This window comes from Burkholderia sp. 28_3, assembly GCF_003253915.1.
Taxonomy (GTDB): Bacteria; Pseudomonadota; Gammaproteobacteria; order Burkholderiales; family Burkholderiaceae; genus Burkholderia; species Burkholderia cenocepacia.
The window spans coordinates 54,447-68,003 of the sequence record NZ_QKZF01000027.1; the positions used below are offsets into that span (position 1 = coordinate 54,447).

The window sequence follows — 13,557 nt, forward strand, 5'->3', positions numbered from 1 at the left end:
TGCATGCTTCTATACTGTCGCCTCGCTTTTCGAGGAGACGACATGACCCGAACGCTTTCCGCGCCCTGCCTGTGCGGCGCCGTGACCGTCACGTTGCGCGGCGAGCCGGCCGCGCGTGCGAACTGTCATTGCGCGACCTGCCGCGATTTCTACGGCACGCCGATGCTGTCCGCGACCGCATGGCCGCCGGAGCAGGTGACGATCGACGGCGGCCACGCGACGTTTCCGCATCCGTCGAAGTCGATGGCGCGTACGTGGTGCGCAGCGTGCGGCGAGATCGTGTTCGGGACGAACCGGCTCGGCATGCGCGTCGTGCCGAACAGCCTGACCGCGCGAGCGCACGGCGGGCCATTGCCCGGCGACCTGCAGCCGACGATGCACCTGTTCTACCGGCAACGCGTGCTCGACGTCGTCGATGCGCTGCCGAAATACGTCGACGGCTGGGACGGCCCGACGCTCGATCCGGCGAACTGAACGATCGCCGCCGCGCGCCGGTACGGCCGGCGCGCGGCTTTCCCCGCTGCATTCCGCTTTCCTTCCTGTTTTCCCTTCCTGCACGAAATCGCAAACGCCGGGCTCGCCGGATAATATTTTTTTCCTTTCATTTTAATTTCTATTTGTAATAATCAAAACGATCGCCGGGGAATGAAAAAGCAATGCGCTCATATCAGAAAAAATGACGCATTGGCATTGGATGACCCGGAAGAAAATGCCGGGGAATGCGCCGCGACAGCGTGGCTGGAAGGCCGTCGTGGCGTGGGTTCGCAGATTTTTCGATCATTGACGAAAAAGCGCCGGACGGCAAAAGGCGTGCAGTGAATAATTCGGGGTAACGGCGAATGCGCATTTGCCTGAATCACCAATATTTCATGCGCCGCGATTTACAGTGTCGACCATGGTTCGTCTGGGAGCATTATTCATGTCAATGAAACAAATCTGCGCGGTGTTGCTGGGAATGTGCATGGCGATGCTGGCGCCGGCGAGCCACGCGCAGGCGCAATACTCGACCGACTGGCTCGCGAACACCTACGGCACGCTCGCCTCGCACGTCGGCAACGGCGCGCGCTCGATGTGGGTCGCGCCCGAAGGCGTGATCTACACGGCGTCGCGCTGGGACGAGAACGCGGGCGGCGTCGCGATCTACCAGAACGGCCAGCCGCTCGGCACGATCGGCATCCACGACGAATTCCAGGGCGGCGCGATCACCGGCAATTCGACGTCGCTGTTCGTCGCGCTCGGCTACAACCGCACGTTCGGCAGCGGCTCGGTGGGCCGCTACAACCGCAGCACCAACCAGCGCGACCTGCGCATTCCGGTCAGCACGTGGACGGGCATCCAGTATGCGGACGTCATCACGGGCCTCGCGACGGGCGGCAACCTGCTGTACGTGAGCGACTTCTACGGCAACCGCGTGCGCGTCTATACGACCGATGGCGTGTGGCAGCGCGACATCGGCGTCACGGGGCCCGGCGCGCTGGCGCTCGATGCGGCCGGCAACCTGTGGGTCGCGCGCAAGAGCGCGGGCGTCGTCGCGCAGTTCAGTCCGACCGGGGCGGCGATGAACACGCTGCAGATGGCGGCCGGCGCGCGGCCGGCGTCGCTGTACTTCGATGCGTCGATGGGCCGCCTGATGGTGGGCGATGAAGGGCCCGACATGAACATCAAGGTGTACGGCGGGCTGCCCGGGCTGCCGGTGCAGGTCGGCACGTTCGGCGTGCAGGGCGGCTATCTCGACACGACGACGGGCATCAAGGGGCAGGTCGGCGACAAGCGCTTCACGCGCGTCGCGGCGCTCGGCAAGGATGCGGCCGGCAACCTGTACGTGCTGAACAACGCCTGGGGCGGCGGCTGGGATCTCGGCCGCAACGGCAGCACCGATCTGCATTCGTACAGCCCGATCGGCACGCTGCAATGGAAGCTGCAGGCGCTGAACTTCGAGGGGATCGCCGCGCCCGATCCCGCGACGGACGGCACGTTGTTCTTCAGCGGCAACAACGTGTATACGGGCACCGCGGGCGGCACGTTCGTCGCGAACACGGTCGATCCGTTCACCTATCCGAAGGACCCGCGCCTCGACATGAACGACTATCAGCGCGGCCAGCACTTCGGCCAGCTCGTGACGGTCGGCGGCAACCGGATCCTCGTTGCGTCGGGCCAGAACCCCGGCAACTTCAACTTCTATTACTTCAACACCGCGAGCGGCTACATCGCGATTCCGGCCGGCTCGCTGCCCGGCAAGCCGTTCAACACGACGCTGCAGGTGACGGCCGGTTTCGACATCGACGGCAACGGCGACGTGTGGGCCGGACTGAACGGCGCCAACGCGATCACGCGCTACCCGATGACGGGCTTCGACCCGACGACCGGCAAGCCGTCATGGGGCAAGCCGGTGACGACCGCCGTGCCGGGCAGCGTGGCGCCCGTGACGCGCATCATCTACCAGGCCGACAGCGACACGATGATTCTTGCGCAGGGCCTCGCGGGCAACTGGGACTGGACCGCGATGAACGGGCACATCGAGGTCTATCACGGCTGGAAGAACGGCAACACGAGCACGCCGAACCCGGTGATCAACCTGACGAGCGCGAACCCGAAATCGATCGCGGCCGCCGGCCACTACCTGTTCGTCGGCTACGTGCACACGGTGCCGAACATCGACATATTCGACCTGAACACCGGTGCGTTCGTCACGACGCTGACGAACTCGAACCCGTCGGCGATGGACGTCGGCAACGACGTCGATTCGATGTACGGCGTGCGCGCATACCTGCGCTCGACCGGCGAGTACGTGATCACGAAGGACAACTACAACGGGTCGAGCATCGTCGTGTATCGCTGGCGTCCGTGACCGCGCCGGCCGCGCGGGCCGTATCGACCGGCGCGGCCTGATCGTCAGGGCGCGCCGAGCACGCGCCCGTTCACGCTGCGCCCGTACATCGAGTCGGGTGAATCGTGGAACTTCGCGCGCGTGTCCTGCACGGAACCCGTGAAGCGCGGGTCCTGCGGGCGTTCGTGGCTGTCCATGAAGGTTGCCACGTCCCACGCTTCCTGATCGGTCAGCGTGCCGCCGAGCCCGAGCGGCATGTTGGCCTTGATGAAGCCGGCCGCGTTGCGGATGTCGCCCATCCCCGCGCCCCAGTTGAACGAGCGCGCGCCCCACAGCGCCGGGAACACCGGCTTGCCGCCGCTCGACTGGCCCTGGCCGTCCGCGCCGTGGCACAGCGCGCAGTGCTGCGTATAGACGGCCGCGCCGCGTGCGTAGTCGGCCTTCTGCGCCGGCGGTGGCAGTTTCGGGAACCCCTGGCCCGGCAGCTTCGTGCCGACCGGCGCACCCTTCGCGAGCCAGTACGAATAGGTTTCGAGCGCGACCAGGATCGGATCGCCGGCCGGCGGCGCCTTGCCGTTCATGCTGTAGCGGAAGCAGCCCTGCAGGCGCTCGGCGAACGTGTTCACGTGGCCGTTCTTGGCGCGGTACGCCGGATACAGCAGGTAAGCGGCCCACATCGGGCTCGAATCGGGTCGGCGGCCCGCATCGAGATGGCAGCTCGCGCAGGTCAGCTTGTTGCCGACGTACTTGCCCGCGAACGCGGGCGTGTGCAGGAAGATCTGCTCGCCGAGCCTGACGGTCTTGCCGAAGTCGTCGGCGGGGATCGCGGATTCGGGCGGCGGCGTGAACGGTTTCGCCGCCGGCGCGGCGGCGGGCGCGGGCGGGGGTGCGGAAGCGGCGGCCGGTGCGTCCTGCGGTGTCGCCCCGAACGCGAGCGCGGGCAGCCACGCCGCGCCGAGCAGCGCCGTGCGGGCGCGGCGGATCAGCGTCGTGCGATCGGTCATCGCTTGTCTCCTTGCGCGGCGCCGCCGCGTGCATAGTAGGCGGCCACCGCGTCGATGTCGGCGTCGGACAGCTTGCCGGCGATCATCGGCATCAATCCCATCGGCCCGGGCGGCCGCGTGCCGTGTTGCCAGCCGTGCAACTGACCGGCGAGATACGCGGCCGGCTGCCCCGCGAGCGGCGGAAACGCGGTGCCGACGCCGAGGCCGCCGGGGCCGTGGCATTGCGCGCACGCGGGCAGGCCCTGCGACCAGCGCCCGCGCGTCGCGAGCCACGCGCCGGTGTTCGCCGGATCGATCGACGCGTCGTCGGGGGTGAAGACGCCGGCCGGCGCGGGCAGGCTTGCGAAGTACGCGGAGACCGCGTCGCGCTCGCGCGGCGACAGCAGTTTCGAGAGCGGCTGCATGACCGGATTCTGGCGGCTGCCGTCCGCGAACGCGGCGAGCTGCGCGGACAGGTACGCGGCGTTCGCGCCCGCGAGGCGCGGGAAGCCGGCCGCCGCGTTGCCTTCGCCCTGGCTGCCGTGGCAGCCGATGCAGGCGGCGACGCCCGTCGCCGTGCCTTGTGTCGCGATCGTCTTGCCGGACGCCGCGTCGTCCGCGTGCGCGTGGCCGGCCAGCAGCGCGGCCGCGGCGAGCAGCAGCGGTGCGAACCGGCGTCGCGATGGTTCTCGCCGTATAGCGACCCTGTCGTTCACGTGTCCCCTCCTTGTTGTGTATGTGGCGCGCGCGCCGTGCAGCGGCCGGACCGTCAGCTTGCGGCAGGCACGTCCTGCGCCGGCGCGAGATGCGGCGTCGGCTGGTTCGCATCATATCGGCCGAAGCCGTAGCGCCGGAAAATCCCGAACGCTTCGGGCGACCGGATGAACGCGAGCCATGCACGCGCCGCTTCCGGGTGCGGCGCGTCCTTCACCATCGCGCCCGCGTAGATCGCCGTCGTATTCTGCTCGGCCGGAATGTCGACGTGCATCAGCGGATGCCCGACCTGTTCCTGGAACGCCGCTTCGGACTGCCACAGCACACCCGCGTCCGCGCGGCCCTGCATCAGGAACAGCGCGGTTTCCCGATGGTGGATATGCGTGAGCTCGGCCGTGCCGGCGCGCACCTTGTCGTCGTAGACGGCGCGTGCGAGCGCGTCGCCGCCGGCTTTCACGAGCGACGCGCGGATCTGCCGCGCGACGCCTTCGAAGGCCGGGTTCGGCATCGCGAGCGTCACGTCGGGCCGCGCGAGATCGCCGAGCGTCGCGATGCGTTTCGGATTGCCGGCGCGCACCATGATCGTCAGCTGGTTCGTCACGTACGGCACGGCCGGGCCCGCGAGCGTGCCGTCCGCGATCAGGTCGTTGATCTTGCCGAGCCCCGCGAAATACGCGTCGGGCTTGACCGTCCACGTCATGTTGCCGACGGTGATCGTGCCGCCCGCGTGGATCTGCTTGACGAGCAGGCCGGGCGGAATCGTTTCCCAGTAGATGCGGCCGCGATACTCGGGATGGTCTGCCTCGAACTTCGCGACGAGCGGTGCCATCGCGAAGAAGTAATTGCCGCCGACGTACAGCACGAGCTTCGGCGCGGTGAGGTCGCCGTGGAAATCGGCGAGCACGTCGACTTGCGGCACCGTGAATTCGAGGCCGCGATGGATCGCGTCGTTGTTGCGGCCGTCCTGCCACGGCGGAAAGAGGCGTGCATCGGTGTCGGCGGGGGCGGCGAGCGCAAGCGCCGAGGCGCAGCACAGCCACGCGGCCAGCACGGCGCGCGGCGTGCGCGGGCGGCGGCGCGCCGTGGACGATTGCCGGGGCGGTTCCATCTGGATCGAGGTCATCGCGGTGCTCATTTCGCGTACGTGAAACCGGCCTGCTGCAACTCGGGCAGCGTGCCGACCGCGCCCGGCGTGACGATCGCGGACGGAATCACGTGGTTGGTCAGGTCGGCCGCGAGTGCGTCGAGCGGCAGCTTGTCCGGGTTCGCATTCGCGCCGTCGAGCCGTTCCGCGAGTTCCCAGATCGCGTTGTGGCACGACAGGAACACGACGCCACGCTGCTGCAGCGCGGCGATGCCGTTGTCATGCGACGAGAATGCGCCGTCCGGTAGTTCGTGGCCCTGTGCGCCTTTCGCTTGCGCCGGTTTGGCGTCGAGCAGCGTGTTGGTCGGGAACGCGGCGCCGGCGAATTTCGCGAGGCCGTATTTGTCCCACGCGATCTGATCGAACAGCGCGAGATGCGCGCTGCCGTGAGTGGCCGACACGACGAGAAAATCCGGATGGCCGTACGACCAGATCTGCGCGTTCAGCGAATTGCGCATCAGGTTCAGCCACGGGCCGCCGAGCTCGGTGTTGTCCCACACCTGCTTCGGGCCGCCGCGATAGCCGATGACTTCGGTGAGCGCCGCGTGGTCCCACTGGTCGGGGCGCTCGAGGATCATCGGCACCGTCTTGAAGTCGCGCCGTCGCGGGGTTGCCGCGAGGCGGCGCGTGAGGTCGGCGAGGCGCGCGGCGCCGCCGGGCAGCAGCGTGCCGGTGTCGGGCGCCGCGGCGTGCGCGGGGCGCGTCGCCGCGAGCAGGGCGGTGCCGGCCGCGAGGCCGAGTGTCTTGAGTGCGTCACGGCGCGCATGCCGGTCGGACATCGAGCTCTCCCAGATCGTTTTTGTGGGGGCGAGCTGCATCGCCGTGCCGCAGCGCTGCGTCGCCATCGCGTAGCCAGTCTAGGGGCGCGCGATCGATACCGGAAATCGCGATATCGGATGGGAGCTATTCGAGGGCCCGATGATTGACCGCGAGGCAGGCGCCGCCGCGTTGCGCGGCGACGTGAAGGCGGCAGGCGTTGCGCGACCGACGGCTGCTGCGCCGGCGTCGGCCGCGCGCGGACGTCAGAACGATACCGTCGTCGTCAGCGTGACGAGCCGCGGCTCGCCGACCGCGACGATCAGGTTGTTGTTGCTCGACGGATAGTAGGTCTTGTCGAGCAGGTTCTTCACGTTGAGCTGGAAGCGGGTCGGGAACTTGCCGATCGTCGTTTCGTACGCCGCGAACGCGTCGACGCTCACGTAGCCGGGCAGCGTGAAGCTGTTCGCGGTGTCGCCGGAGCGGGCGCCGACGAGACGCGCGCCGCCGCCGAAGCGCCAGCGCCCGGGCAGGTTCGCGATGGCCGTGTCGTACACCGCGAACAGGCTCCCCGTGTGGCGCGCGACGTTGACGAGCGGCGTGTTGCTGTCGCGATCGTTCGCGTTCGTGTACGCGTAGCTGCCGATCACGCTCAGGTGGCGCGTGATCTGCCCGGCGACGTCGAGCTCGATCCCGCGCGAGCGGGCGGTGCCGATCGTCGACGTGATGTCGTCGACCGTGACCGCGACGTTGCGCTTGTCGATCTGGTACACGGCGAGCGTGCCCGTGATCGCGGGCTTCAGGCTGAACTTCAGCCCGGCCTCGAGCACGCGGCCGTATTCCGGCGCGAGCGGCGCCGCGACGTTCGACGCGACGTTCGGCTTGAACGAGCGGCTCACGTTCGCATAGGCGGTGAGCGCCGGCGTGAGCGCATACGCAAGCCCGAACTGCGGCAGCCAGACGCTGCCGCGCGAGCGGTCGGCGAACACGAACGGCCGGCCCATCCCCGATTCCTGCTGCCAGTTCTCCCAGCGCAGCCCGCCTACCGCGGTGAGGCGGTCGGTGATCTTCACCGAGTCCTGCACGATCGTCGAATACGCATGCACGACCGAGCGCGAATCGCTCTGCTTCGGGTTCGGCACGCCGCCCGGCGCGAGCAGCCCGTACACGGGATCGTAGAGATTGAAGCCCGTCGTGGCCTTGCCGCGGATCGTGTCGCCGCGGAAGCTGCGCTGCCGCTCGTATTCGCCGCCGACGTAGATCGCGTGCTGCATGCCCGCGAGCGTCACGTTGCCGAGCAGGCCGAGCGTCGCGATCTGGTCGGAATCGTTGCGCCCGAGGTTCGCATCCGACGAGCGCGTCAGCGCGCCGGTCCTGCTGTTGAACGCGGTGGCGCGGGTGATGAATTGATCGTAGCGGTCGCGGCCCCAGCCGTAAGTGGCGCGCACGCGCCATGCATCCGAGAAGCGGTGCTCGATGCGGGTACGCAGCGTTTCCTGGATGCCGCTGCTTTGCGACCACGCCTCCTCGTAGCGGCGATAGCGCAGCGCATCGTCCGGCCGGCCGTTCACGAGCACGGTGCCGCGGTCGAACGGCATCGTGTAGTCGACGTACTGATAGCTGACGTCGATCGACGTGTTCGCGTCGTGCCACGACAGCGCGGGCGCGATCAACGCGTTGCGTTCGCGGCCGAAGCTGCGCCAGTAGCGGCTCGTGTCGTATTCGCCGGTCAGCCGGAAGGCGAGCGTGCCGCCCGCGACCTGGCCCGGGCGGCCGAGCGGCCCCGTGAGATCGAACTGCGCGTTGCTGCCGCCGTGGCTCGTGCGCGACGCGGAGATCGAGCCGCCGAACGTGTCTTCCGGCTTGCGCGTCACGAGGTTGATCACGCCGCCCGGGTCCTGCATGCCGTACAGCAGCGAAGCCGGGCCCTTCAGCACTTCGACGCGATCGATCGTCGCGAGATAGCTGTGCAGCACCGGCGTGCGCACGCCGTCGACCAGCACCGAGCCGTCGTTGTTCGAGCCGAAGCCACGCTTGATGAATGCGTCGCGCGTGCCGCCGAGCGTGTTCGTCTGCGTGACGCCGCTGATGTTGCCGAGCACGTCGTCGAGCGAACGCGCCTGCTGGTCCTGCATCACGCTGCTGCTGACCACCGCGACCGACTGCGGAATTTCCTTCAGCGCGCGGTCGTCGCCGCCCGCGATGCTCGTCGTGCGCGGCTGATAGCCGACGGTTGGATCGACGGCGGCCGACGCGCTGACGTTGATCGCCGGGAGCGCGTGTTCGGCGGCTGACGCGGCGTCGGGTGCGGGCGCAACGGGTTCGGCGCCGGCCGCATGCGCGCCGCTCGCGACGCACAGGGTGAGCAGGGCAGGCAGGCGCGTGCGCCACGGACGTGTGGTCCGGGCACGGCAGGGCGTTCGACGGGATGGCATGAATCGATGCAGGAAGAGGAATGCTAAGGATCGTGTTGCGGGCCGCGGCATTGCGTGGCGACCAGGGTGCGCATGATATATGTAATGAGAATCATTTGCAATTGTAATGGGATGGCCGGCCACGTGCGGCGCTCGGTTGCCGGCCCGTCGGCCGTCTGCTACCGTAGCGGCCAAAATCAGACGCAGTGAAATTCAACGAGAGAGCCGGGGGCCGCACCATGTCATCTTCCTGTCACGTCGCGTTTCGCGCGACGCCACGCACCGCGCGCGAGCGTGCGGGCGATGAAGTGATCGCAGCCGTGTACCGCCATTCGAACGATTAAAGCAACGGAAGCGAATTCAACCGGCGTTGCGCCGGGCTTCGATGACTTCAACCACCACGCTAGACGGGAGACCACCCTTGAAGAAGATTTCCGCGCCGTTCGCGGCGGCCGCGCTCGCGGCCTGCACGCTACTGGCGGCCGTCCACCCGGCCGCTTGCGCGGCCTCGGCCGCCGAACCCGCGATCGACGCGCATTACGGCGCCGTGATCGAGGCCTACACGCAGGACATGGCCGCCGCGAAGACGAAGTACGACGGCAAGCGCCTCACGTTCGTCGGCGCCGTGATCCGGATGGGCGGCGACCCGGGCGGCACGTACTTCGGCGCGCTGACGGCCGACGGCGAGCAGTTCGACACGCATTTCGACGTGGCCGACCAGGACGCGTTGAAGCCGAAATTTCCCGGCGGCGAGATCAAGCCGTTCGTCACGTCGGCGGCGTTCCGCTTCAGTTGCGTGAACGAAGGCTATATCGATGCGCCGGTGCTGCCGGGGTTGAAGCTGTCGCATTGCCGGCTCGCCGATTGAGCTGAGCGATGGGCGGGGGCCGGCGTGCGAGGGTCGAGCCTGCTCGGGCTGCAGCAGCAATCGCTCGATCACGCGCCGGGCGCGATCTTTCGATTGATGGCCGGGCAGGATGGGCCATCGATCGTTTCCAGTATGGTGATTGGCCGCCGCGTGCCGGGCGGCCCGCCCGCGGATCTACAGATCGAGTACCAGCAGGTCGGTTCGCGATCGCGAGCAGCACGGCATGAACTGGTCGCCGGCTGCTTTTTCGTCGTCGGTCAGATACGCGTCGCGATGATCGGGCTCGCCTTCGAGCACGCGGGTCACGCACGTGCCGCACACGCCTTGCTCGCACGACGTCAGCACGTCGACGCCGTGCGCCGCCAGCGCCGCGATCACCGTGCATTCGGCCGGCACGTCGATCACCTTGCCGCTGCTCGCGATCCGCACCTGGAATGCGCGATCGGCGCCGGACGACACGACCGCGCCGCCGAAGAATTCGTAGTGCAGCCGCGTTTCTCCCCAGCCGCGCTCGCGTGCGGCGTTCAGCACCGCATCCATGAAGCCGCGCGGGCCGCATACGTACAGATGCGTGCCGTCGGGCGCACCCGCCAGCACGGCAGCGAGATCGAAGCGTTGCGCGGGATCGCCGTCGTCGACGTGGAAGCGGACGCGATCGCGAAACCCGGCCGCGTTGATCCGCTCGACGAAGGCCATGCGATCGGCCGAACGCGCGCAGTAGTGCATGTCGAACGGGATGCCGGCCGAGCACAGCCGTTCCGCCATGCTCAGAATCGGCGTGACGCCGATCCCGCCGGCGAGCAACAGATGGTGCGGCGCATCGGATGCGAGCGGGAATTGATTGCGTGGCATGCCGATTCGCACGGTATCGCCTTGCCGGACTTCGTCGTGAATCGCGCGCGACCCGCCACGGCCGTCGGCCTCGCGCAGCACCGCGATCTGGTAGCGGTCGTGTTGCTCCGGATGGTTGCACAGCGAGTACTGGCGCACGAGCCCGCCCGGCAGATGCACGTCGATATGGGCGCCGGCGTCGAAGCGCGGCAAGGGCGAGCCGTCATCGCTGACGAGTTCGAAGCCGCAGATGTCGCGCGCTTCCTGCCACTTGCGCGCGACCCGAACCGTCAATGTCGCGTCGCTCATGACGCCTCCCGGGCGTGCGCGACCGGAATCACGGGCCGCTGCGGGCGCGCCGCGTTTTCTTCCGCGAGCAGCCGGTCGATCACCTTGCGCGACAGCACGCCGCCGGCGTCGATGTTGAGCTTGAGGAGCGTGCGTTCGGGCCACTGTTCGAGATTGCGCTGCTGGCGCTCGAGCATCTCGAGATCCTCCGCGAAGATCTTGCCCTGGCCTTCGCGGATCTCGGCGGTCAGCGCGTGATCGTCGGGCCGGAAGTTGCGCGCCATCCCCCAGAAGTACCAGATCGACGTGTCGGTCTCGGGCGTGATGAAGTCGACCACGATCGACGACGCCTTCTTGTCCGCCGGCGCATCGTAGCCGCCGTGGCCGGCATGCGCGACGCCCACTTCGATCATCACGTGGCTCGGCGGCGTGAAGCGGCAGATCTGCCAGCGGTCGACCGGCACGTCGTCGGCGAGCCCGTTGCCGCGCAGCGCCATCCGCCAGAACGGCGGCGGCATCACGTTCTCCATGAAGCGGCTCGTGACGACTTCGTCGCCGTGGCTCGTCGTCTTCGGCGGCGCTTCGTCGATTTCCTTCTGGCCGATGCTCGACGCATGCACATAGGTCTCGTGCGTAAGGTCCATCAGGTTGTCGATCATCAGCCGGTAGTCGCAGCGGATGTGATACAGGCCGCCGCCGTGCGCCCAGGCCGGATCCTCGGCCCAGGCCAGCGCCGGCAGTTTGGCGGGATCGGCTTCGGACGCATCGCCCGGCCAGACCCACACGAAGCCGTACCGCTCGACCGCCGGGAAGCTGCGAATCGACGGAAACCCGCCGACGCGCTGGCCCGGCATGCCGGCCGTCTTGCCGTTGCAGCCCATTTCGAGCCCGTGATAGCCGCACACGAGCACGCTGTCGCGCACGAAGCCGAGCGACAGCGGCGCGCCGCGGTGCGGGCAGAAATCCTCGAGCGCCGCGACCTGGCCGTCCGTCGCGCGGTAAAGCACCATCGATTCGTTGCAGATCTTGCGGCCCAGCGGCTTGCCGTCGATCTCGTCAGGCGTGCACGCCACGTACCACGCGTTCTTGAGAAACATGTTCCTTGTCTCCTTCGGGACGGTGCCGCCGGGGATGCGGCCCGATCTTCATTCCGTGTACTGAATGAGATTCAGTGTACTCATTGAGATTGGCGGAAACAAGGCGAGCGGTATACTGGTTTTCCCGCGAAATGGCGCGAGGCAGCGCCATGCCGACGGCGCGCGCAACCGGCGCGCACCGCCTATGTCATCGACTCATTCATGGAAAAAACGACTCCCGCCGACCTGCCGGCTTTCCCGATCGACCTGTACGACGAACCCGGGCACCTGATCCGGCGCGCGCACCAGATCGCGGTCGCGATGTTCTACGAGAAGCTGGGCCGGGACGTGACGCCCGTGCAGTACGCGGTGCTGCGGATGCTGTACGAGAATCCGGGGCTCGATCAGGTGACGCTCGCGCAGCGGGTGGCGCTCGACACGTCGACCACGGCCGATCTCGCGGTGCGGCTCGAAGCGAAGGGATTGATCGTGCGCGAAGTGCTGCCGCGGCGTCAGCGGCGCCTGCTGTTGACGCCGGCGGGCGTCGAGCTGCTCACCCACCTGATTCCGTCGGTGACGGAGTTGCGGGCCGGGCTGTTCGACGGGATGGGCGACGACGATTCGCAGGAACTGATGCGCCTGCTACGCAAGTTCGTGCATTTGAACAACGAGCAGAGCCGCGCGCCGCTGCGGGTCAGCGAGGATTCGTAGCGGCTACGCACCGGTGCTCCGCCCGACCGCAGAGAAGCCGCGGCGGGGCAGCGGGCGTGCCGCCCACCGGCGTCACCCGCGTGACGCTTGCCCTTCCAGCCGCCGCACGGCTTCGGCCACTTCGTTCCTGAAGCGCACGAGCGCCGCCTGTTCCGGCGCTGGCGGCTGCACGGCGGCCCACAGCATGTCGATCAGCTGCGTGGCCGTCGTTTCCGTATCGAGCTTGCGGTGCCCGAGGATCGCATCCCACAGCACGTGCTCCATCGGCCCGAACACCATCGAGCGCAACAGGCTCAGCGGCAGATCCGCGCGAACTTGCCCGGCCGCCTGGCCGCGTGCGAGCACGTCCATCAGCGGCGCCGTGTAGCGGCGCTGCAGCGCGGTGAGCTCGTCGCTCAGTGCGTGCTGTTTCGCGCGGCCTTCCGACAGCACCAGCGCGCACAGCCCCGTGCCGTTCACGAGCATCAGCCGCAGGTGGGTGCGCACGATGAACGCGAACTGCTGCTGCACCGATGCCTCCCGTGGCATCCCGTGTTCGAACGCGGCGATGATTTCGTCGTACCAGTCCGCGATCACGCGCGCGCACAGCTCGCGCTTGCCGCGGAAATAGCTGAACACCGTCGCCTCCGACACCCCCACGCGCTGCGCGATTTCGGCGGCAGTCGCATGCTCGTAACCTTTTTCGGCGAACACGTCACGGCCGGCGCGCAGGATGTCCTGCACGCGCTGTTGGGATTTGCGCCCGGCGGGTGCGCGCGGCGCATCGGCGCGGTCGGCTTTGGCGGTGGCGGTCATGGTGTCGGCGGGAGCGGCTGTCATGCCCGCATCATATCTGAGTATCACTCAAAAAACTATTGACGCCGAGCCCGTCGAAGCGCGAAACTGTGCAAAATTTCCGCTGTATTGGTCAATGAATCGGCGTATTCATTCGATTTGAGCGAAACT

The 13,557-nt window shown here is 67.9% G+C and carries 13 protein-coding genes; 5 read left to right on the top strand and 8 right to left on the bottom strand.

What is annotated here, in order from left to right; genetic code table 11:
- Window positions 1–42 precede the first annotated feature (42 nt).
- The 3 genes from DFS13_RS34625 to DFS13_RS34630 all read left to right on the top strand — a co-directional run bounded on the left by DFS13_RS34625 (window position 43) and on the right by DFS13_RS34630 (window position 2,848).
- Entirely contained in the window at window positions 43–474 is a 432-nt protein-coding gene (locus DFS13_RS34625; protein ID WP_034203288.1) for a GFA family protein, read from the top strand.
- A 171-nt stretch (window positions 475–645) separates the two neighbouring features.
- Entirely contained in the window at window positions 646–819 is a 174-nt protein-coding gene (locus DFS13_RS40465; RefSeq protein ID WP_006490061.1) for a hypothetical protein, read from the top strand.
- A gap of 100 nt (window positions 820–919) precedes the next feature.
- Window positions 920–2,848: an SMP-30/gluconolaconase/LRE-like region family protein gene (locus DFS13_RS34630; RefSeq protein ID WP_111442718.1), complete on the top strand. Its 1,929-nt coding sequence runs from the start codon at window positions 920–922 to the stop codon at window positions 2,846–2,848.
- 44 nt (window positions 2,849–2,892) lie between these two features.
- On the opposite strand, the gene DFS13_RS34635 is transcribed toward DFS13_RS34630, so the two are convergent.
- From DFS13_RS34635 to DFS13_RS34655, 5 genes are all read right to left on the bottom strand, one after another.
- Window positions 2,893–3,831, bottom strand: coding sequence for a c-type cytochrome (locus DFS13_RS34635; protein WP_006493755.1), 939 nt, complete (start codon window positions 3,829–3,831; stop codon window positions 2,893–2,895).
- The gene (locus DFS13_RS34640) at window positions 3,828–4,526 is read right to left on the bottom strand and encodes a c-type cytochrome (protein ID WP_006493751.1); all 699 of its coding nucleotides are present in this window, start codon (window positions 4,524–4,526) and stop codon (window positions 3,828–3,830) included. Before DFS13_RS34640 ends, DFS13_RS34635 begins: the two co-directional genes overlap by 4 nt.
- 53 nt (window positions 4,527–4,579) lie before the next feature.
- The gene (locus tag DFS13_RS34645) at window positions 4,580–5,647 is read right to left on the bottom strand and encodes a substrate-binding domain-containing protein (RefSeq protein ID WP_111442723.1); all 1,068 of its coding nucleotides are present in this window, start codon (window positions 5,645–5,647) and stop codon (window positions 4,580–4,582) included.
- A gap of 8 nt (window positions 5,648–5,655) precedes the next feature.
- Window positions 5,656–6,447, bottom strand: coding sequence for a hypothetical protein (locus tag DFS13_RS34650; RefSeq protein WP_062911390.1), 792 nt, complete (start codon window positions 6,445–6,447; stop codon window positions 5,656–5,658).
- A 243-nt stretch (window positions 6,448–6,690) separates the two neighbouring features.
- Window positions 6,691–8,859 (bottom strand): TonB-dependent siderophore receptor, encoded by a 2,169-nt coding sequence (locus DFS13_RS34655; RefSeq protein ID WP_034203291.1) that lies wholly within the window; start codon window positions 8,857–8,859, stop codon window positions 6,691–6,693.
- A 400-nt stretch (window positions 8,860–9,259) separates the two neighbouring features.
- Between DFS13_RS34655 and DFS13_RS34660 the strand changes: the two genes are divergently transcribed.
- Complete coding sequence (locus DFS13_RS34660; protein ID WP_006495154.1) at window positions 9,260–9,706, top strand: hypothetical protein; 447 nt, start codon at window positions 9,260–9,262, stop codon at window positions 9,704–9,706.
- Between the two features lie 174 nt (window positions 9,707–9,880).
- Here DFS13_RS34660 and DFS13_RS34665 read toward each other — a convergent pair whose 3' ends face one another.
- Window positions 9,881–10,846 carry a PDR/VanB family oxidoreductase gene (locus tag DFS13_RS34665; RefSeq protein WP_111442719.1) on the bottom strand — a complete coding sequence of 322 codons (966 nt, stop codon included), beginning with the start codon at window positions 10,844–10,846 and terminating at the stop codon, window positions 9,881–9,883.
- Window positions 10,843–11,922 (bottom strand): aromatic ring-hydroxylating dioxygenase subunit alpha, encoded by a 1,080-nt coding sequence (locus DFS13_RS34670; protein ID WP_111442720.1) that lies wholly within the window; start codon window positions 11,920–11,922, stop codon window positions 10,843–10,845. Before DFS13_RS34670 ends, DFS13_RS34665 begins: the two co-directional genes overlap by 4 nt.
- Window positions 11,923–12,123: 201 nt before the next feature.
- Here DFS13_RS34670 and DFS13_RS34675 point away from each other — a divergent pair, with 201 nt between their 5' ends.
- Complete coding sequence (locus DFS13_RS34675; RefSeq protein ID WP_006483226.1) at window positions 12,124–12,612, top strand: MarR family winged helix-turn-helix transcriptional regulator; 489 nt, start codon at window positions 12,124–12,126, stop codon at window positions 12,610–12,612.
- 72 nt (window positions 12,613–12,684) lie between these two features.
- Here the strand turns inward: DFS13_RS34675 and DFS13_RS34680 are convergent, their stop codons facing one another.
- A complete protein-coding gene (locus tag DFS13_RS34680) occupies window positions 12,685–13,431 on the bottom strand; it encodes a TetR/AcrR family transcriptional regulator (RefSeq protein ID WP_006493419.1) in 747 nt (248 codons plus the stop codon).
- Window positions 13,432–13,557: the final 126 nt, after the last annotated feature.